The sequence below is a fragment of the Burkholderia sp. MR1-5-21 genome, assembly GCF_053427715.1.
In genome coordinates this window covers 154,092-172,908 of record NZ_JBSAXD010000003.1, presented here as the reverse complement: position 1 = coordinate 172,908, position 18,817 = coordinate 154,092, and the positions used below count along the sequence as shown (strand labels likewise).

The 18,817-nt window shown below is 68.2% G+C and carries 17 protein-coding genes; 5 read left to right on the top strand and 12 right to left on the bottom strand.

Annotation, left to right across the window (positions count from 1 at the left end):
* Positions 1 to 10: 10 nt before the first annotated feature.
* The 8 genes from gspN to gspG are packed head-to-tail and all read right to left on the bottom strand — an operon-like array spanning position 11 to position 6,187.
* Complete coding sequence (gene gspN / locus ACV229_RS05360; RefSeq protein WP_448082081.1) at positions 11 to 802, bottom strand: type II secretion system protein N; 792 nt, start codon at positions 800 to 802, stop codon at positions 11 to 13.
* Between the two features lie 31 nt (positions 803 to 833).
* Positions 834 to 1,337, bottom strand: coding sequence for a type II secretion system protein GspM (gene gspM / locus ACV229_RS05355; protein WP_448082080.1), 504 nt, complete (start codon positions 1,335 to 1,337; stop codon positions 834 to 836).
* Complete coding sequence (gspL, locus tag ACV229_RS05350; protein WP_448082079.1) at positions 1,334 to 2,713, bottom strand: type II secretion system protein GspL; 1,380 nt, start codon at positions 2,711 to 2,713, stop codon at positions 1,334 to 1,336. The genes gspM and gspL overlap by 4 nt, the downstream gene beginning before the upstream one ends.
* Before the next feature lie 24 nt (positions 2,714 to 2,737).
* Complete coding sequence (gene gspK / locus ACV229_RS05345; protein ID WP_448082078.1) at positions 2,738 to 3,916, bottom strand: type II secretion system minor pseudopilin GspK; 1,179 nt, start codon at positions 3,914 to 3,916, stop codon at positions 2,738 to 2,740.
* Positions 3,913 to 4,686 carry a PulJ/GspJ family protein gene (locus tag ACV229_RS05340; protein ID WP_448082077.1) on the bottom strand — a complete coding sequence of 258 codons (774 nt, stop codon included), beginning with the start codon at positions 4,684 to 4,686 and terminating at the stop codon, positions 3,913 to 3,915. Before ACV229_RS05340 ends, gspK begins: the two co-directional genes overlap by 4 nt.
* Positions 4,664 to 5,065 carry a type II secretion system minor pseudopilin GspI gene (gspI, locus tag ACV229_RS05335; protein ID WP_448082314.1) on the bottom strand — a complete coding sequence of 134 codons (402 nt, stop codon included), beginning with the start codon at positions 5,063 to 5,065 and terminating at the stop codon, positions 4,664 to 4,666. The genes ACV229_RS05340 and gspI overlap by 23 nt, the downstream gene beginning before the upstream one ends.
* Before the next feature lie 2 nt (positions 5,066 to 5,067).
* On the bottom strand, positions 5,068 to 5,700 hold the full coding sequence (locus ACV229_RS05330) for a GspH/FimT family pseudopilin (RefSeq protein WP_448082076.1): 633 nt from the start codon (positions 5,698 to 5,700) through the stop codon (positions 5,068 to 5,070).
* A 34-nt stretch (positions 5,701 to 5,734) separates the two neighbouring features.
* Positions 5,735 to 6,187 (bottom strand): type II secretion system major pseudopilin GspG, encoded by a 453-nt coding sequence (gspG, locus tag ACV229_RS05325; RefSeq protein ID WP_448082075.1) that lies wholly within the window; start codon positions 6,185 to 6,187, stop codon positions 5,735 to 5,737.
* A 177-nt stretch (positions 6,188 to 6,364) separates the two neighbouring features.
* Here gspG and ACV229_RS05320 point away from each other — a divergent pair, with 177 nt between their 5' ends.
* Complete coding sequence (locus ACV229_RS05320) at positions 6,365 to 6,775, top strand: hypothetical protein (RefSeq protein WP_448082074.1); 411 nt, start codon at positions 6,365 to 6,367, stop codon at positions 6,773 to 6,775.
* A 32-nt stretch (positions 6,776 to 6,807) separates the two neighbouring features.
* Here the strand turns inward: ACV229_RS05320 and gspF are convergent, their stop codons facing one another.
* Genes gspF through gspD form a run of 3 tightly spaced genes read right to left on the bottom strand, consistent with a single transcriptional unit; the run spans position 6,808 to position 11,859 of the window.
* On the bottom strand, positions 6,808 to 8,025 hold the full coding sequence (gspF, locus tag ACV229_RS05315; protein WP_448082073.1) for a type II secretion system inner membrane protein GspF: 1,218 nt from the start codon (positions 8,023 to 8,025) through the stop codon (positions 6,808 to 6,810).
* A 4-nt stretch (positions 8,026 to 8,029) separates the two neighbouring features.
* Positions 8,030 to 9,526, bottom strand: coding sequence for a type II secretion system ATPase GspE (gene gspE, locus ACV229_RS05310; protein WP_448082072.1), 1,497 nt, complete (start codon positions 9,524 to 9,526; stop codon positions 8,030 to 8,032).
* On the bottom strand, positions 9,523 to 11,859 hold the full coding sequence (gene gspD / locus ACV229_RS05305; RefSeq protein ID WP_448082071.1) for a type II secretion system secretin GspD: 2,337 nt from the start codon (positions 11,857 to 11,859) through the stop codon (positions 9,523 to 9,525). The genes gspE and gspD overlap by 4 nt, the downstream gene beginning before the upstream one ends.
* Positions 11,860 to 12,220: 361 nt before the next feature.
* Here gspD and ACV229_RS05300 point away from each other — a divergent pair, with 361 nt between their 5' ends.
* Together ACV229_RS05300 and ACV229_RS05295 are read left to right on the top strand one after the other, a co-directional pair.
* A complete protein-coding gene (locus ACV229_RS05300; RefSeq protein ID WP_448082070.1) occupies positions 12,221 to 12,673 on the top strand; it encodes a lytic transglycosylase domain-containing protein in 453 nt (150 codons plus the stop codon).
* A gap of 175 nt (positions 12,674 to 12,848) precedes the next feature.
* Complete coding sequence (locus tag ACV229_RS05295; protein ID WP_448082069.1) at positions 12,849 to 14,150, top strand: GTP-binding protein; 1,302 nt, start codon at positions 12,849 to 12,851, stop codon at positions 14,148 to 14,150.
* Positions 14,151 to 14,256: 106 nt separating this feature from the next.
* Here ACV229_RS05295 and ACV229_RS05290 read toward each other — a convergent pair whose 3' ends face one another.
* A complete protein-coding gene (locus ACV229_RS05290; RefSeq protein WP_006401505.1) occupies positions 14,257 to 14,535 on the bottom strand; it encodes an HU family DNA-binding protein in 279 nt (92 codons plus the stop codon).
* Positions 14,536 to 14,925: 390 nt separating this feature from the next.
* On the opposite strand from ACV229_RS05290, the gene mnmC reads away from it, so the two are divergent.
* Positions 14,926 to 16,905 carry a bifunctional tRNA (5-methylaminomethyl-2-thiouridine)(34)-methyltransferase MnmD/FAD-dependent 5-carboxymethylaminomethyl-2-thiouridine(34) oxidoreductase MnmC gene (mnmC, locus tag ACV229_RS05285; protein ID WP_448082068.1) on the top strand — a complete coding sequence of 660 codons (1,980 nt, stop codon included), beginning with the start codon at positions 14,926 to 14,928 and terminating at the stop codon, positions 16,903 to 16,905.
* A gap of 687 nt (positions 16,906 to 17,592) precedes the next feature.
* A complete protein-coding gene (locus ACV229_RS05280) occupies positions 17,593 to 18,807 on the top strand; it encodes a cation:proton antiporter (protein WP_448082067.1) in 1,215 nt (404 codons plus the stop codon).
* Positions 18,808 to 18,817: the final 10 nt, after the last annotated feature.

Sequence of the window (18,817 nt, the reverse complement as noted above, 5' to 3'; positions counted from 1 at the left end):
GCAGCGCGCGTCAGCGCGCCGCGTCTCCACCGAAGATCAGCGACACCTCGCCGTTGCCGATCGGGTGACCGAGCAGGTTCAGCAGCCCGGCGAGGTTCGCCTGCTGCTCGGGCGCCGCATGCGCGGTGCCGCGGAACGATCCGCCGCCTGAGCCGAACGCGCCGTGGCCGTCGAGGAACAGCGGCCCCTTCGTCGTCGCGAGGTCGAGATCCGCGCCGGCGCCCTTCGCCTGCAACACCGCGCGGTACGAGCCGAGCGGCTTCACGCGCGACACGCGCGAACTCATTTCATCGATCGTCACCGTCAGCTGGCCGAACGCGTTGCTGCCGATCAGTCGCCAGTCGGTCCAGCCGAGCCGCACGTCGCCCTGCAGGTCGAGCGTGTTGAACGGCGTGCCGAGCCCCGCGAGCAGCGACGCGGGCACCGCCATCGCGCCCGCGGACAGCACCGCGCCGCGCCACGTCGCATCGAGCGTGACCGGCTCGGGCATCGCCTCGGTCTGCCGCATCTGCATCTGCACGCGCCCGGTCAGCAACGGCCAGAAGCGCGTCGTCCATTCGACCCGTCCCGGCAGCAGTGTCGCGGCGCTGCGATCGGCGCCCGGCGCGAGCATCAGCGTGCCCGAGCCGTGCCACACCGAGCCGTCCGGATCGACCAGATTCACATGCCCGCCCGTCGCGCGCGCGAACTGCGGCGCGATCCACGCGGCCGGCGCGAGTGCGGCCAGCGTGATCGCGCTCGCGAGCCCGCCCGCCGCGAGCCACGGCAACGCGGCGACGAACCGCTTCGACCACGGCCTCATCGACTGGCCACCGCTTGCGTCATCCGCTGCGTCATTTCTGCGTCGCCGGTTGCATCACGGCCGACAGGTCGACCTGGCCGTCTGCCTTAAGTGCGGTCACGTGCGCCTCGCCGACCTGCACCTTGAACTGCTTGCGCGCGTCGTCGAGCCATTGGGTCCACGCCGGGAACGCGACGTTCTTCATCTGGATCTGCACGCCGGTGCCGATCACCTGGGTTTGCGGCGCCGGCAGCCCGTGGTCGGACAGCGACGCCGTCAGCGCATCCTTCAGCGCCGCGCCGGTCGGCGCAACGCCTTGCGCGGCGGCTGTAAGCGAGCGCGCCTCGTTCGCCTGCGCGGTCATCTTCGCGAGTTCGCCGCGCATCGTCGGCAATGCGCGCGTGATCCGCGCGCGGCCTTCCTGCGCGGGCGACCACAGCACCGAATATGCGATCGCGACGGCCAGCACGGTGCCGCCCCAGCCGAGCAACGTCTTTTCCCGCGGCGTGCGCTCCCCCCAGAATTGCGTGAGGGTCTGGTTCAGTTCTGCCTTCATGAGCGGCTCCGGATCGTCCATTTGCCCGTGCTGCTGTCGACTTCGCCGGCGAGCCCGTTGCGTGCGAGGCGCTGCGTGAAGTCCGGATCGACCGTCACGCCGGGCTTGAAGCCGACGTCGAGCCGCCGGTCGTGATAATCGAGCGACGCGATGCCGTTCAGCGGCAATGCGCCCATCGAGCGCGACAGCCCGCTGGCGAGCGCGAGGAAATCGTTCGGCGACAGCTCGCCGGCCGCGAGCCGCAGCTGGTCGAGCTGGCGCTGCATTTGCGCGGGCGGATCGAGCACCGTCGTGGTCTTCGGGAACGCGGTCAGCAGCGTTTCGGTGATCTGCGCGGAGAGTGCATCGCGCTCGCGCGACAGCTTCCACCAGTGCAGGTTGATCCCGACCACCGCGACTACGAGCGTTGCCGCGACAAGTGCGATCGGCACGCGCAGACGCTTCAGCGTCGCACGGTCGAAGCGCCACGGCTGCGACTCGAACTCGAACTGGCACAGATCGAAGCGCTCGGCGAGCGCGCGGCGCGCGAATGCGTCGAACGGCAGCGACACCGCGCCCGGCAGCAGGGCCGCGCCCGCTGCATCGGCGTCGGTGCGCTTGACCGACGCGAGCCGCGGCTCCGCGCCCGGCTCGCCGAGCTCGTACAGTTCGACCGGTGCGCCGCCTGCGAGCGCGGCGAGCGTGCCGGACGCGCGCTGTGCGGGGGCCGCAAAGCCTTCGCCGAGCGGGCCGCGCGCCACCGCGAGTTCGAGGCGCGGCGCAACGGCCGCACCCGGTTGTGCACCGGCCTCGACGAGCACGGGCTCGACCGACGTCGCGACGCCGAGCACCGCGGCCACCGCGGTCGGGCGCGGCGGCGCTACCGGGTCGGCTGCATCGGCCGCAGCGGCTTCACCGTCGGCCCCCGGCGCGGGATCGGCCGTGGCAGACGCGAGCGGTGCAGGCAGGCAGCGCATCGCGGGCACCGCACGCAGGTGCCGGTGGCCGGCCGCAGTGAACGCGTCGCAGATCGTGCGGAACCACGCGCGATCGACGACCGCGAGCACGCGTCGCCCGTCGGGCAGCGCGGCCGGGTCGACCGCGATATGGCAGCCCTGCGGATCCTGGATCAGCTGGTCCTCGACGATGTTCGGCAGCGCCTGGCGCAGCTTCGGCCCCTTGAGCGGCGGCATGGTCGCGGCCAGCAGCAGCACGTCGCGCGCGGCGACGACCAGCAGCGTCGCGGCCGCGCGCGGCAGCAGCGTGAGCGCGGCACGTCCGGCGCGCTGCGTCTGGCCGGCCTTGTCGACGAGCATGAACGGCAGCTCGGGCCATTGCCATTCCTGCAACGGCACGGCGGGCTCGCGCGGCGGCAGTAAAACAATCAGCGTGCTCAAGGGCTCCTCTCCCGAATGGCGTCGTTATAGCTGGTCGCGGATGCGCACGACCCGCGTCGAGTGCGTGGTCGGATCACGATACACGAGCGAGGTGCGGTCGACCTCGGCGCGATCGTGCTGGATCCGGCCATGCACGATGAAATAGTTCGAATTGACGTCGATCTGGCTCGTGTCGAGCGTCACGTTCGGCGCGCCGGCGCCGCGCAGCGCGAGCGTCACGTCGCCGGTGTTGCGGAAAAATACCGTCTCGCGACGCGACACGAGCGCCTGCGCCGATGCCACGCTCATGCCCGGCACGAGTGCCGCGATCACCTCGGCGGGCGCGGTGTTCATGTTCACGGGCGTCGTCGTCGGCAGCACGGTGACGAACGGGCGCAGCCGCTCGACCATTTCCGGCGTCACGCCGTCGACGTCGAGCAGGCTGTCGACGCTCGTCATGATCAGCGGCGCGGGCCCGCGGTCGCTGTCGGCCAGGCCCGGTTCGTCGGTGAACGTCGCGCCCTGCGTGCCCGTGCCCGCTTCCGGCACGACGGGCGCGCCGCCGGCGCCGGGCAGCGTCGGCATCTGGAAGCGCGACGCCGAATGCATGAGGCCCGCGCGCACGTGCATCGCGATCCGCTTCGCGAACGCGCCGTCGTAGCCGAGCGTCGTCAGCAGGCGCTGGAACGCCTGGAGCTGCGCGGCATTCAGCTGCAGCACGCCGGGCGCGGGCGTCGACACGAGGTTGCGCAGGTTGAACTTCGCCTGCGCGTCCTCGATCGAGCCGGAGATGTAGGTGTCGTCGCCGCCGCTGCCGTCGGTGATGCCGATCTTGCCCATGAAGTCCGACAGCTTCGTCTTCGCGATCGGCACGCCCCAGATGCCGCCGAGATACGTGATGCCGGGCGCCGTGTCGCCTTCGGAACGCAGCACCATCCGCGTCCAGTCGAGCGCGCCACGCGACACCCACTGCGCCTGCGCGAGCACGCGCTGGTTCTCGATGCGGCGCACCTGCACCTGCTGGCGCCACAGCATCCCCGACACGAGGATCGCCGACAGCGCGACGACGAGCAGCGCGGTGATGATCGCGGCGCCGCGCTGGCGGCGCGTTCCGCTCCGGGCGCGCGCCGCGCGGGGAGCACCTGCGCAGACACCCGCACAGCCGGTATCCGCCGCGCGCGGGAAAGAGAGGGGCGAGGAACGGCGAAGCGCACGCATCGTCATTCCCCGACCAGGAAGATGCGCGTGACCGGCACGCGCAGCGACGTCGCGCCGATGCTGATCTGCAGCCCCGTCACCGCGCGCGGCGGCGGCGCGTTGCCGAGCTGCGGCACCTTCTGCGCGTCGTTGTTCTGCGCGAGCGCGTCGTCGGCCGCCTGCAGGTTCGTGGTCCAGCCGACGCGCGGCACGTAGACCTTCGCGTCGATCGCGCCGACCCCGCCCATCAGCGCCACCGCGCTCCAGCCGTCGACGCTGACGTTCTTCAGCGCGTCGCGCAGCAGGTTCGCATCGTCGAACGGCGGCGACGCGTAACGCACGACGCGGCCGCCCGCGATCCGGTAGCGGATCACCTGCAGCCGCGGCGCGGCGCCCGGCACGTCCAGTTCGCGGACGATCTGCAGCGTGTTGCCGGCGACACCGATCGCGGGCTGGCCCGCTTCGTCGTCGGTCGCCGCGCGGCGCGCGTCGATGCGCATCTGGTCGAACATCTGCGCGAAGATGCGCTCGTCCTCCATTGCGGACGCCACCTTGTCGCGGCCGCGCATGATCTGGTCGAGCCCGCGCCACGACAGCACGGCGACGACGGCCAGAATCGCGATCGCGATCATCAGCTCGATCAGCGTGAAGCCGCGCCCCGAAGGAAGTCCCCTTGGGGGGCGGGCCGAACGACGTCCCGCCGGATGACGCGCACGGTCGGGCGCGGCCTGCGGCCGGTTCCCGGTGCACGTGCCGTCGGCGCGACGGACGGCGTCAGAGCGAGCGATTGGTTTCATTCGCGACCACCGTGACCATCTGCGCGAGCACGCCGGAGCGCCCCGGCGAACTCACCGATACCTCGACGCGCCGGAACACCGGATTCGGCGTCGCGCTGACGCGCTGCGTGCAGACGAGCTGCACGTTGCCTTGCGAACAGTCGAAGCTTTGCTCGCCGATCTGCGGCCACGCGTGCGCGAGACGCAGTTGCGCGAGCGCATTGTCGGCGCTCCAGCCGGCCAGCAGCCGGCGATGCAGGTCCGATGCGCCGGTCGCCATCGTGCCGACTGCGCGGATCGACGCGCCGAGCGCGATCGCGATGATCGCGAGCGCCACCAGCACCTCGATCATCGTGAACGCGCGCGCAGCGCGAGAAGGGGAGAGCGGCCGGCGACGCATCGTCACTTCACCTCGTAGCGGCCGTTGCCGGTGCCGACGATCGTCGCGCTGCCGGCTGTCGAATGCAGCGTCACGCGCACCGGCGTGTCGATGCTCTCGGTGCCGAACACCACGCGCGATGCCTGCGTATCGGACCCCGGATAGTCGATGTCGGCGCCCGTGACGCCGCCGTCCCAGTCGCGCGGTCGCAGCAGGTCGTCGTGCAGCGTGCGCCAGCCGTCGGCGGTGCTCTCGTCGAAGCGGAAGCCGTGCGCGGTCGGCTGCCACGCGATCGGCCGCGCGCGCACCTGCGCTTCGTCGCCGGCGGTCTCGAACAGCAGCGCGAGCCGCTGCGCTTCTTCGCGCAGGTCGGTGCGCGGATTGCGCGTCAGCGACAGCGACGCGAGGGATACGAGCAGCCCGGCGATCACGAGCACGACGAGCATTTCGAGCAGCGTGAAGCCGGCCGCACGCGACGCCCGGAGGGGCGCAATATAACTTTGCGCCCCGGAGGAAGTGCCCTCGGGGTGCGCCCGGAGGGGCGCAATATAACTTTGCGCCCCGGAGGAAGTGCCCTCGGAGGACGCCCGACGGGCGTCCCCCGGGAACGCACCGGCGCGGCGCCCGAAGCGGAAGGTCGTGCGGCTGGCTTGCATGAACGGGCGTCGCGCGTGAGGGATCAGCGGCCGCTTACTGCCACGAACCGATGTCGGCGTCGTTGCCGTCGCCGCCTTCCTTGCCGTCCGCGCCGTAGCTGAACACGTCGATCTCGCCGTGCACGCCCGGGTTCAGGTACTTGTACGCGTTACCCCACGGATCGTTCGGCAGGCGCTCGAGATAGCCGCCGTCCTTCCAGTTGTTCGGGATCGGATCGGTGGACGGCTTCTGGATCAGCGCCTGCAGACCCTGGTCCTGCGACGGGTAGCGGCCGTTGTCGAGACGGTACAGCTTGAGCGCCTGCATGATCGTGCCGATGTCCTGCTTCGCGGCGATGCGGCGTGCCTCGTCCGGGCGGCTCATGATCTTCGGCACGATCAGCGCCGCGAGGATCCCGAGGATCGCGACCACCACCATGATCTCGATCAGCGTGAAACCGCGCTGACGGCGAACGGCCCCGTTGCGGCGAGTGATCCACGTTTGCATGACTGACTACCTCTTTCCAAAAAAAATCGTCGATTGAGTGACGCATCCGGTATCGCAGGACAACGACCTTACGGCACACTTCCGGCAGACCCGCACGCGGAGCACGCATTGTAAGGCGCGCATCGCCGAGGGCTTTCACCCAACGCAAATTTCACATACATCCGTACAATAGCCCGCATGAACGCGCTCTCGATCCGGATCCTTTCCCTCGCACTCTTCGCGGCGTTGTGCGCGACGGCCACCTACTGGGTCGTCACGCTGTCGGCCCGCGAAGCGCCGCTTCCCGCCGCCGCCGCGCGGCCGCCGATTCGCACCGAGGAGGCCGCGGCACTGTTCGGCGGCCAGCTCGAGCGCAATCCCGTGCAGGACATCCACCTGTTCGGGATCATCGCGCTCCAGCACGGCGCCGCCGCGATCGTCGGCGTCGGCGGCGAACCGCCGCGCGCGGTATCGCTCGGCGCCGAGGTCGCGCCAGGCGCGAAGCTCGCCGAAGTCCGCGACCGCTCGATCGTCGTCGACCGCAACGGCGCCCGCGCCGAAGTCCAGCTGCCGGCCAACACGCCGTCCCCCGCGATCTACGTGCGCTGAACGCGCGATTCCGGTGACGGCCGGCACGGCCGTCACTGCACCATGTTGTTCAGCTCGATGATCGGCAGCATCACCGCCAGCACGATCACGAGCACGATCCCCCCCATCGCGAGAATCAGCAGCGGCTCGAGCAGGCTCGTCAGGAACATCGTGCGGCGCTCGAGCTCGCGCGCCTCGCCGTCCGCCGCGCGGTCGAGCATCGTCGTCACGTCGCCCGTCGCCTCGCCCGAGCGGATCAGGTGCACGAGCACCGGCGGAAACGTCTTCACGTTGTTGAGCGCGCGCGACAGCGCCGAGCCTTCGCGCACGCGCACGATCGCGTCGTCGATGTTCGCGCGCATCGCGCGGTTCGACAGTGTTTCGCCGGCCGCCTGCAGCGCGCGCAGGATCGGCACGCCGGCCGCGGTGAGAATGCCGAGCGTGCTCGCGAAGCGCACCGTGTTGTAGCCGCGCACCAGCTTGCCGGCGAGCGGCGCGGTCAGCACCCAGCGGTCGAACGCGAGGCGCGGCCCGTCGCGCGACAGCGTCGCCCTGACGAACCAGACGACGAGCGCGACCGCGATCAGGATCGCCCACCACCAGTGCCGCACGAAATCCGACAGCGCCATCATCACGACCGTCAGGATCGGCAGCTGCTGTTTCGTGCTCGCGAACACGTTGACGACCTGCGGCACGACGTAGCTCAGCAGGAACGTGACGATGCCGAACGCGATCAGCGTGACGATCCCCGGATAGGTGAACGCGAGCAGGATCTTCTGCTTCAGCGCATTGCTCTGCTCGATGTAGTCGGCGAGGCGCGACAGCACGATGCCGAGCTTGCCCGTGTGCTCGCCCGCCGCGACGAGCGCGCGGTAGATCTCCGGGAAATCGCGCGGATGCTGCGCAAGCGCGTTCGCGAGCGAATGGCCGCCCAGCACCTCGGCGCGGATCGCAGCCATCAGTTCGCGGATGTAGTCGCGCTCGGCCTGCTCGGTGAGCACGCCGAGCGCCTCGTCGAGCGGCAGCCCGGCGATCAGCAGGCTCGCGAGCTGGCGCGTGAGGATCGCCTGTTCGCGCTGCGACAGCTTGCGGCCGAGCGCAAGGCGCTGGCCGCGCGCGCCGCGGGTCGCGCTGGCCGCCGGCTCGACGACGAGCGGCGTCAGCCCCTGCGTGCGCAGCTGGCCGCGCGCGGCGCGCGCGCTGTCGGCCTCGACGACGCCCTTTTGCGCATGACCCGCCGCATCGATCGCTTCGAAACGGAATGCCGGCATCGCGCTATGCGCCTCCCGTCACGCGCAACACTTCCTCGAGCGACGTTGCGCCGGCCGCGAGCCAGCGCTCCGCGTCGTCGCGCAGCGTGCGCATCCCTTGCGCGCGGCCCGCCGCGAGAATCTCCGCGTCGGCCGCGTTGCGGTGGATCAGCGTGCGGATCGGCTCGTCGACGATCAGCAGTTCGTATACGCCGCGCCGGCCCGCGTAGCCCGAATGCCCGCACCGGTCGCAGCCGACCGGATGCCAGACCGTGCGGCCTTCTTCATGCCGCTCTTCCTTGCAGACGGGGCAGAGCTGCCGCACGAGGCGCTGCGCGAGCACGCCGAGCAGCGACGACGCGAGCAGGTACGGCTCGACGCCCATGTCGGTCAGGCGCGTGACGGCCGATGCCGCGTCGTTGGTGTGCAGCGTCGCGAGCACGAGGTGGCCCGTCAGCGACGCCTGCACCGCGATCTGCGCGGTTTCGAGGTCGCGGATTTCGCCGATCATGATCACGTCCGGATCCTGGCGCAGGATCGAGCGCAGCGCGCGCGCGAACGTCATCCCGATCCGTTCGTTGACCTGCGTCTGGCCGATGCCGGACAGGTCGTATTCGATCGGATCCTCGACGGTCATGATGTTGGTCGTCGCCGTTTCCAGCCGCGACATCGACGCATACAGCGTCGTCGTCTTGCCCGAGCCGGTCGGGCCCGTCACGAGCACGATGCCGTGCGGGCGCGCGATCAGCTTGTCGAACTGGCCGAGCGTGTCGCGGCCCATCCCGAGCGCTTCGAGGTTCAACCGCTGCGCATCCTTTTCGAGCAGACGCAGCACCGCGCGCTCGCCATGCCCGGTCGGCAGCGTCGACACCCGCACGTCGACGGGCCGACCGCCGACGCGCAGCGTGATGCGGCCGTCCTGCGGCAAACGTTTCTCCGCGATGTCGAGCTGCGCCATGATCTTGATCCGCGAGATCAGCGCGCCGTGCAACGCCTTCTTCGGCCGCACGACGTCGCGCAGCGTGCCGTCGACGCGAAAGCGCACGACCGACGCGTTCTCGAACGGCTCGATGTGGATGTCCGACGCCTGTTCGCGCGCCGCTTGCGTGAGCAGCGCGTTGATCATCCGGATGATCGGCGCGTCGTCTTCCGATTCGAGCAGGTCCTCGACTTCCGGAATGTCCTGCATCAGGCGGGACAGGTCGACCTCGCCTTCGACCTCGCCGACCACCTGCGCGGCGCTGCCGTCCTGGCGCGCATACGCCTGGTTGATCGCGTGCGCGAGTTCGTCGGCCGGCACGCGGTGCACGGAGATCGAGCCGAAGTTGCGCGCGATCTCCGCGAGCGCCGCGTCGTTCGTGCGTTCGCTGATCCACACTTCGAGCGTGTCGTCGTGCTGATGCGCGATCAGGACCTGTCCGCTTTTCGCGAAACTGTACGGCAGCAGCCGCGCCGCGAGCGGCGACGGCGCCTGCCGTTCGCCCGGCGCGCCTTCGTGGGTGGACGCGAGCGCCTCGGTCACTGCGATGCTCCCGGCGTGGCCGTCAGCGGCTGCTGCGGCACCGGCTGCTGCGGGATGCTCTGCGGCTGCACGGCCGACGGTTGCGGTTGCGGCGCGGGCGGCTGCGGGGCCTGCTGCTCACGGCGCATCTTCGTGAGATCGAACAGGTTCAGCGCCGGCGAGCCGCCCTGGCTCGGACCGAGCGGCATCGGCGGCACGACCGGATCGTCCTTGTCGCGGATCACGTTGTTGTCCGACTTGTACGAGCCCGTCACGCCCTGGATGTAGTCGTAGCGGTTCGCCGAGATCGCCTGCGCGGTGTCGCGGTCATTGATGATCACGGGGCGCAGGAACACCATCAGGTTGGTCTTCTGACGCTGCTTCGATTCGGAGCGGAACAGCTGGCCGATCCACGGGATGTCGCCGAGCAGCGGCACCTTGCTGTTCGACACCTGGTAGTTGTCCTGCATCAGGCCGCCGAGCACGATGATCTCGCCGTTGTCCGCGAGCACCGTCGACTGGATCGAGCGCTTGTTGAACGTCGGGCCCGCCGGGTTCGTCGTCGTGTTCGCCGTACCGCTCACCACCGACGAATCCTCGGTGTAGAGCTGCAGCTTCAGGATCCCGCCGTCGGTGATCTGCGGCTTCACGTGCAGCGTGAGACCGACGTCGCGGCGATCGTAGGTGTTGAACGCGTTGCTCGTCGTGCCGCTCGTCAGGTTCGAATACGAGCCCGTCGCGATCGGCACGTTCTGGCCGACGACGATCTTCGCTTCCTCGTTGTCGAGCGTGATCAGGTTCGGCGTCGACAGCACGTTCGCGTCGCTGACGCCCGCGAAATACTGCAGCAGCGCGCCGAGCCCCTGCACCCCGAACATGTTGTGCAGCCAGCCGATGTTGAGGCCTTGGTTGAGCGAGCTCAGATTGGCGGCCAGCCCGCCGGTGGTGATTGTGCCGTTGGTGTTGGTCACGGGGGCCGTCAGGCTGATGATGCTGTTGCCTGCCACGCTGCCGGCCGTGGCCGCGAGGTTCGTGCCGCCGAGGAAGTTGCCGCTCGCCACCTGCCACTGGATCCCGAGGTTGCCGGAAGTCGTCGAGTTCAGTTCGACGATCAGCGCCTCGATGTAGACCTGCGCGCGCCGCGCGTCGAGCTGGTCGATCACCGCACGCAGGTTGCGATACACGGGATCCGGCGCGGTGATGATCAGCGAGTTGGTCGCCGCGTCGGCCTGGATCATGCCGCCCGGCTGGTTGTCTTCACTGCTCTTGTCCTTGTCGCCGCCGAGCAGGCCCGCGGTGCCGAGCCCGCCGCCCGACGACGAGCCGCTGCCGTAGCCTGACGAAGACGAGCCGCTCATCGACGACGGCAGCGGCGGGGTGCCCGACGTGCCGGTCGAGAAGCTGCCGCTCGACGACGAGCCGCCCTGGTTGAACGCGTTCGCGTCGTTCGACGTCGCGGACGCGCCGCTTTCGGTGCCGCCCTTGCCCATCATGCCGCGCAGCGTCTTCGCGAGCTTCACCGCATCGGCATTGCGCAGCGGCACCACGTGCATGTTGCCGGGCACCGAGCTCGGCGCGTCGAGCTGCTGCGCGAGGCGCTTCGCGGCCGCGAGACGCGACGCGTTCGACGCGCGCAGCATCAGCGAGTTGGTGCGCGGGTCGGCGGTCACCGACACCTTCAGCGTCGCGTCGCTGTTGCCGATCGCGCCGGGATCGAGCAGCTTGCCGAGCTGCGCGGCGACGTCGATCGCGTTCGCATTCCTGAGCGGCACGACCTGCACCTGCGCGCCGGCCGCGTTGTCGACGCCTGCGATGATCTGCGCGATGCGGCGCACGTTGTCCGCATAGTCGGTGACGACGATCGTGTTGTTCGCCGGATAGGCGGTGACCGTATTGTTCGGCGAGATCAGCGGCCGCAGCACCGGCAGCAGGTTGTTCGCCGATTCGTTCTTCAGTTCGAACACCTGCGTGACGACCTGGTCGCCGCGCGCCTGCGGCGTGTTGCCGACGAAGGTCGGCACGCCCTGCAGCTTCGCGTCGGCCTCGGGCACGACCTTCAGCACGCCGTGATCCTGCACGAGCGCGAAGCCCTGCATCCGCAGCGCGGACTGCAGCGTCTTCAGCGCCTGGTCTTCCGGCACCGGGCGCTCGGCGACGAGATTCAACTGCCCCTTCACGCGGGGGTCGACAATGATGGTCTTGCCGGTCGCCGCGCCAATCGCCTTCGCGACCTGATCGATATCGGCGTTGACGAAATTGAGCGTGACCTGGGCGTAGGCGGCCTGCGAAACGATGATGCCGGCGACGATCAGCGTCGTGGCGATGCGCCGCATAACGAAGCGATTTCTTGTCATGGATGAATGGGTCGATGCCGGTTCAGGTCACACCGGCGGTATTACTGGATCCAAATCCGAAAAAAGCGACATTAGCAGCTTTTCATGTCCGAAATATCACATTGATCCGAGGACTGTCTCACATGCGACAGTATTCCGGCCATCCGTATGCAAGATGTAAGATTCGGAACCGGCACCCGCGCGCGCATGTCGTCATCATTTTCAGGATGAATTGAAACGAAAATGCGGTATAACCCGGCATTCGTCACCACGCGTCACGCAATGCCGATTGCTCTCGGTATGATACGAGCGACGAGATGCGCTTCGCGTGAATTCCGGACACGGGTTTTCCCGCCCCCGGCTCACTCCGCTTCCTTGCACAATGAACAGACGGTTCGTTTCGATCGCGTGGCTGATGGCCGCCGGCGCCTGCTTCGCCGGCGGAAACGCACGCGCCGATTGTTTCGACGAAGCGGCCAAATATCAGCAGGTCAATCCGCTGATCCTGCGCGCGATCGCGTGGCAGGAGTCGCACAACCGGCCGACTGCATTGAACAAGAATGCGAACGGTTCGATCGACTACGGTCTCATGCAGATCAATTCGATTCACCTGCCGACGCTATCGCGCTACGGAATCGGCCGCGACACGCTGATGGAGCCGTGCAAGAACGTCTATATCGCCGCATGGCACCTGCGCCAGAAAATGAACAAATACGGCAATACATGGCAGGCGGTCGGCGCCTATCATTCTGAAACGCCTTCGCTGCGCGACAAGTACGCGAAGCAGATCGCCGGCATTCTGACGCAGTGGAAGCTGCTGCCGCCGCAGCCCTGATGGCGGAAGCCGCGGGCGCCGCGGCCGCGCGTGATGCGGCGCCGGCCGGCCGGCGCGCGTTTGATGCACAATGCGGGCTCACGCTGCGGTTTTGCCCGCGCCCGGCCCGCGCCGATCGCGCCCCGGCCGCGCAGCCGCGGCTGCTTTTTCCTCTTTTCCGTTGGTGCATATCGTTATGAATCCGGCAATGAACCAGCCGTTGCCCGTCACCGTGCTGTCCGGCTTTCTCGGCGCCGGCAAGACCACGCTGCTCAACCATATCCTCGCGAACCGCGCGGGCCTGAAGGTCGCCGTGATCGTCAACGATCTCGCGGCGGTCAACATCGACGCGTCGCTCGTGCGCGACGCGCAGGCGCTGTCGCACGTCGAGGAACGCCTCGTCGAGATGTCGAACGGCTGCATCTGCTGCACGCTGCGCGACGACCTGCTCGTCGAGATCCGCAAGCTCGCCGCGGACGGCCGCTTCGATGCGATCCTGATCGAGTCGACCGGCATCGCCGAGCCGATGCCGATCGCCGAAACCTTCACGTTCGTCGACGAGGACGGCACGTCGCTCGGCGAACTCGCGCGGCTCGATACGCTCGTTACCGTCGTCGACGCATTCAATTTCCTGCGCGACTACGGCTCCGACGACGCGCTCGCCGCGCGCGGCATCGCGGCCACCGAAGACGACGACCGCACGCTCGTCGAGCTGCTGATCGAACAGATCGAGTTCTGCGACGTGCTCGTGATCAACAAGGCCGACCTCGTCAGCGCGGACGAACTCGCGCGCCTGCAGCACATCCTCGCGCGGCTGAATCCGCGTGCGCACCAGGTCGTGTCGACGTTCGGCGACGTGCCGCTGCGCGACGTGCTGAACACGAGCCGCTTCGATTTCGACGAGGCGGCGAACGCGCCGGGCTGGCTTGCATCGCTCGAGCATGCGCACGAGCACGACCACGTGCATGGCGAGGCGGACGAATTCGGCATCGGCAACTTCGTTTACCGCGCGCGCCGGCCGTTCCATCCGGCACGGCTCTGGGCGCTGCTGCACCAGGAATGGCCGGGTGTGCTGCGCAGCAAGGGCTTCTTCTGGCTCGCGACGCGCAACGACATCGCCGGCTCGCTGTCGCAGGCGGGCGGCGTCTGCCGGCATGGGCCGGCGGGGCTCTGGTGGGCCGCGCAGGATCGCGCGGAATGGCCGGACGACGACGAGCTCCTCGACGAGATCCGGGCGGAATGGCAGGGCGACCTCGACGACCGTTCGGTCGGTGACCGCCGGCAGGAACTCGTGCTGATCGGCATCGGAATCGACACGGCCGCGTGGCGCGCGAAGCTCGATGCATGCCTGCTGACCGATGCGGAATTCGCGCTCGGCGAAGCAGGGTGGGCGGCATTCGACGACCCGTTCCCGGCCTGGGATGTCGACTCGCACGACGGTGAGGACGACGACGACGACGGCGACCACGGCGATGCGCAGATCCTGCATCGTTCGTAACGACCGTTAAATCTTGCAAGAGCGGCGCGATCTGTGGCGAAAAAGCCGCGCGCCGCTCGAAAAAAAACCCGCCGGAAGGCGGGCTTTTCTTTGAACAGGCGCTGGATTAACGCTTGTTGACGGCGTCCTTGAACGCCTTGCCAGCCGTGAACTTGACCGTCTTGGCTGCCGGGATCTTGATGGTTTCGCCGGTCTTCGGGTTGCGGCCCGTACGTGCTGCGCGCTTGCCCGAACCGAAGCTGCCGAAGCCGATCAGCTGAACCGCGTCACCCTTCGACACGGCCTTCTTGATGACTTCGAGCAGCGTGTCCAGCGTTTCGCCGGTTTGAGCCTTGCTGGCGCCCGTTTGGGCGGCGACGGCGTCGATCAGTTCCTGTTTGTTCATTAAGGTTCCTTTTTCAGGTTAGGTTTGACACGAACAGCGCGAACGCGCCGATTATACGTGCGCGAACCGTGCCGTCGAGAGTCGGAGTCCGACGGCACAGCGCCGAATCCTGGCCCGCGCGGCGCACCCTCCGGCATGCCAGAAGCCACCCCGCGGTACGGCGCTTGCTATGATAGCGCAGCGCAAACCCAATAACGACAAGGGTTTCAAAGATTTTCTTCGGTATTTCGCCGAATGAATCACTGGCTGCGCATTTTTTGACCCGTGCCGACCGGACAGGATACGCAGCCTCGTCAGCCCGCGCGCATGGTCGTTGGTTTTTGCCAACGGACGCGCGGGCGGGGTTCCGGAATCCCTTGCCAGGCTTGGCTGCCACGAATTTTGTTTCGCATGCCCGACCGACTCGTTCCTGCTGCGCTCGCGTTTCGCGACGACGGCACCCTCGTCTCGCCCGCATACGGCGACGTCTATCACAGCGCAGCCGGCGCGCTCGCGCAGGCGAACTACGTGTTCGTCGCGGGCAACGATCTGCCGCGGCGCTGGCAGGGCAGGCGCACGTTCACGATCGTCGAGACCGGGTTCGGCGCCGGCTGCAACTTCCTCGCGACCTGGGCCGCGTGGCGCGACGATCCCGCGCGCTGCGAGCGCCTGCATTTCGTGTCGGTCGAGAAGCACCCGTTCACGCGCGACGACCTGCGCCGCGCGCTGTCGCATATCGTTGCGAACACAACCATATCAACGGACGCCGATGCACTTGTCGACGCGTGGCCGATGCTCGTGCCCGGACTGCACCGTCTCGAGTTCGACGAAGGGCGCGTCGTGCTCACGCTCGCGTTCGGCGATGCGCTCGAGATGCTGCCGAAGCTCGTCGTGCGCGCCGACGCGTTCTATCTCGACGGCTTCTCGCCGCCGAAAAACGCGGACTTGTGGTCGGTCGACGTGTTTCGCGCGCTCGCGCGCGTCGCCGACGACGGCGCGACGTTCGCGACGTATTCGAGCTCGGGCGTCGTGAAGCACGCGCTCCGCGAAGCCGGCTTCGCGTATCGCAAGGTCGAAGGATTCGCCGGCAAGCACGTGATGCTCGTCGGCGAATTCGCGCCGCGCTGGCGGATGCGCCGGCACGAGCCGCCGCGCGCGCTGCCGGTCGCGTCACGGCGCGCGATCGTGATCGGTGCGGGCCTCGCCGGCTGCGCCGTGGTCGAACGGCTCGCCGCGCGCGGCTGGGACGTCACGCTGATCGAGCGGCGCGAACGCATTGCGACTGAAGCGTCGGGCAATCCGGCCGGCGTATTCCATCCGCTGATGACGCGCGACGACAACGTCGCAAGTCGTCTCACGCGCAGCGGTTTCATTCACGCGCTCGCCCGCTGGCGCGCGCTCGAACGCGCCGGTCACGCGTTCGGACGCAGCACGCGCGGGTTGATCCACCTCGCGGAATCCGCGGCCGACTTCGAGCGGATGCAAGCCGCGTTCGATGCGCTCGGCGTGCCGCCCGACTATGCGATGTTGCTGAATGCCGACGCGGCGCGCGCGCACCTGAAGCTGCCGGTCGCGCATGGCGGCCTGCTGTTTCCGCATGGCGGCGCGGTGCGGCCGGCCGAGTTGTCGGCCGCGCAATGTGCGGCGGCGGGCGAGCGTTTGCGGGTTCTGACCGGCACCGAAGTCGCACGTCTCGAGCGACATGGCGAATGCTGGCGGGCGCTCGACGCCGACGGCCGCACGCTCGCCGAGGCGCCGGCCGTCGTGCTGTCGAACGCCGGCGACGCGGTCCGGCTCGCCGGCTTGCGGCACGTCGCGCTGCAGCCGGTGCGCGGGCAGCTGACGCTGCTGCCTGAAGAGATGACGGGTAGCGCAGCGCCGCTCGACTGCCCGGTGATCGGCGACGGCTACGCGGTGCCGCTCGACGACGGCACGCTGCTGATCGGCGCGACCTTCGAACCCGACGACGTCGACCCGGCGCTGCGTCCGGCCGGCCACGCCGAGAACCTTGCGCGGGTCCGGCATCTGCTGCCGAACCTGATCGGCGACGTGCCCGACGTCGACGGGCTGCAAGGCCGCGTCGCATTCCGCTGGGTCGCCGGCGACCGGCTGCCGCTGATCGGGCCGCTCGCCGACGAAGCGCAAGCGGTCGCCAACGCAAAGGCGCTGAGCGGCGCGAAGGCGCGCGACCTGCCGCGCACCGAGGGCCTCTACGGCGCATTCGGCTACGGTTCGCGCGGCCTCGTCTGGGCGGCGCTCGGCGCCGAACTGATCGCGTCGCAGCTCGAAGGCGAACCGTGGCCGCTCGAGCGCGAGCTCGCCGAAGCGATCGATCCCGCCCGCTTCCTGATCCGCGCGCTGCGTGCGCGACAGGTGAGCGCAGCCGACTGACGTGCATCACCATCGACTCACAGTTCACCGATTCGGCCGCGCCGGGTTATCCACCCGCACCTGTGGATAACCGCGCGGAATCCGTGCGCGTTCCGTGTGCAATCACAGTGGACGTAAACTGGGCAACTCCACAGCACTGTGAGACGACCCGAAAGTTACTCCACTCAATCTGCTGTGCACGAACAGCCTGTACAGCGGGTTATGGTTTTGCCAACGCATTGATCCGTCGACGTAAACGGGGGTTATCCACAGAACTGTGGGCGCCTTGTTAACTTCTACTACGTATGTATACAGGTAAACCTTTGAATCGAAAGGCATGCTGGCGCACAGCGCCGCGATTGGACTGAGCAAAGGACGCCAATCGGGTTCCAGTCCCGAAAACCTGTGGCACAATCGGTTTCCTTCGCGTTCATCCGGCCAGGCGCCGGACATGCTTCAATGGAACGGTCGGCACGATTTCGAATCAGAATCTTCGAGATCGCGCAGTCCGTTCACACACCAGGCCGACAATCCAGATCGGCAGACCTGAGCGACATCTCCGCCGGACGGCGGCGCAGGCGATTCTTCCCATGTCCTGCGGTCGACCACAACAATCACATTCGGGGCGACACCTAGCTGGCGCGCATCTCTTTCCTGACGTTTGACCCTGCGTCGCTGGCGGTTGCTTCCAAAGGAGAAGTCACCACGATGAAGTCGGCGTTCTCATTCCTGCCAAATTGGCCGCTGTCGCCGGATCCCGTGTTCTGGGCCGGGCTCGCGCTGTTCGCCGCGGGCCTGTGCGGCGAGCTGTGCTATCGCGCGTGGCGGCTGCCGCGCATCACCGGCTACGCGGTGATCGGCCTGATCGCCGGGTCGTTCGGGTTCGGCGTGATCGACGCCAGCACCGACGAAACGTCGCGCCTGCTGATCGACGTCGCGCTCGGCCTGCTGCTGTTCGAACTCGGCAGTCGCCTCGACCTGCGCTGGATCCGCCGCAACCCTTGGCTGATCGCGTCGAGCCTCGCCGAAGCCACGCTCACGTTCGTGCTCGTGCTGTTCGTGCTGCTCGGGCTCGGCGTATCGGGAATGGTCGCGATCGTGCTGTCGGCGATCTCGGTCGCGACGTCGCCGTCGATGGTGATCCAGCTGAAGACCGAGCTGCGCGCGGAAGGGCAGGTGTCGCAGCGCCTGATGACGCTGACCGCGCTCAACAGCGTCTATGCGATCGTGCTGACCAAGCTCGTGACGACCTGGCTGCACCAGGAGGCGTACGGCAACGTTTTCGCGACGATCCTGCAGCCCCTCTACCTGCTCGTCGGGTCGTTCATCGTCGCGTACCTCGTCGCCCGCGCGTGCATCTACCTGTTCCGCCACATGACGGCGACGATGCGCGACGAGCATTCGTTCGTCGCGTTGTTCGGGCTCGTGATGCTCGCGATCGCGGTCGCGCAGGCGCTGAAGCTGTCGACGCTGCTCACGCTGCTGCTCGCCGGGATCATCGTGAAGAACCTCGAGGCCCGTCCGCAGCTGTGGCCCGAGCATTTCGGCACCGCCGGCTGGCTGCTGACGGTGATCCTGTTCGTGCTGACGCTCACGTCGTTCACGTGGGGCGACATCGCGCTCGGCGGCCTGTTCGCGGTTGCGCTGATCGTCACGCGGGTCGTCGCGAAACTGGCGGGCGTGATGATGTTCGCGAAGCCGAGCGGGATCGGGACAAAGCAGGGCATCGCGCTCGGCCTCGCGTTGTCGCCGATGTCCGCGCTCGCGTACCTGCTCGTCGACGACACCTACCAGCTCTACCCGAACTTCGATCCGCACTTGCGCGCGATCGTGATGTGCGCGATCGTGGTCCTGCAGCTCGTCGGGCCGTTCCTCGTTTACCGCTGCCTGTCGGCAGTCGGTGAACGCCGCGACAGCAACTGATTTACGGAAA

What these genes read in the sequence shown, in the direction of transcription:
- ACV229_RS05280 (WP_448082067.1), top strand. Translation starts at nt 17,593, where the DNA reads ATGAAGTCGGCGTTCTCATTCCTGCCAAATTGGCCGCTGTCGCCGGAT.
- ACV229_RS05330 (WP_448082076.1), bottom strand. Translation starts at nt 5,700, where the DNA reads ATGCAAGCCAGCCGCACGACCTTCCGCTTCGGGCGCCGCGCCGGTGCG.
- gspN (WP_448082081.1), bottom strand. Translation starts at nt 802, where the DNA reads ATGAGGCCGTGGTCGAAGCGGTTCGTCGCCGCGTTGCCGTGGCTCGCG.
- ACV229_RS05300 (WP_448082070.1), top strand. Translation starts at nt 12,221, where the DNA reads ATGAACAGACGGTTCGTTTCGATCGCGTGGCTGATGGCCGCCGGCGCC.
- gspI (WP_448082314.1), bottom strand. Translation starts at nt 5,065, where the DNA reads ATGCGTCGCCGGCCGCTCTCCCCTTCTCGCGCTGCGCGCGCGTTCACG.
- ACV229_RS05320 (WP_448082074.1), top strand. Translation starts at nt 6,365, where the DNA reads ATGAACGCGCTCTCGATCCGGATCCTTTCCCTCGCACTCTTCGCGGCG.
- ACV229_RS05295 (WP_448082069.1), top strand. Translation starts at nt 12,849, where the DNA reads ATGAATCCGGCAATGAACCAGCCGTTGCCCGTCACCGTGCTGTCCGGC.
- gspF (WP_448082073.1), bottom strand. Translation starts at nt 8,025, where the DNA reads ATGCCGGCATTCCGTTTCGAAGCGATCGATGCGGCGGGTCATGCGCAA.
- gspM (WP_448082080.1), bottom strand. Translation starts at nt 1,337, where the DNA reads ATGAAGGCAGAACTGAACCAGACCCTCACGCAATTCTGGGGGGAGCGC.
- gspG (WP_448082075.1), bottom strand. Translation starts at nt 6,187, where the DNA reads ATGCAAACGTGGATCACTCGCCGCAACGGGGCCGTTCGCCGTCAGCGC.
- mnmC (WP_448082068.1), top strand. Translation starts at nt 14,926, where the DNA reads ATGCCCGACCGACTCGTTCCTGCTGCGCTCGCGTTTCGCGACGACGGC.
- ACV229_RS05340 (WP_448082077.1), bottom strand. Translation starts at nt 4,686, where the DNA reads ATGAAACCAATCGCTCGCTCTGACGCCGTCCGTCGCGCCGACGGCACG.
- gspK (WP_448082078.1), bottom strand. Translation starts at nt 3,916, where the DNA reads ATGACGATGCGTGCGCTTCGCCGTTCCTCGCCCCTCTCTTTCCCGCGC.
- gspD (WP_448082071.1), bottom strand. Translation starts at nt 11,859, where the DNA reads ATGACAAGAAATCGCTTCGTTATGCGGCGCATCGCCACGACGCTGATC.
- ACV229_RS05290 (WP_006401505.1), bottom strand. Translation starts at nt 14,535, where the DNA reads ATGAACAAACAGGAACTGATCGACGCCGTCGCCGCCCAAACGGGCGCC.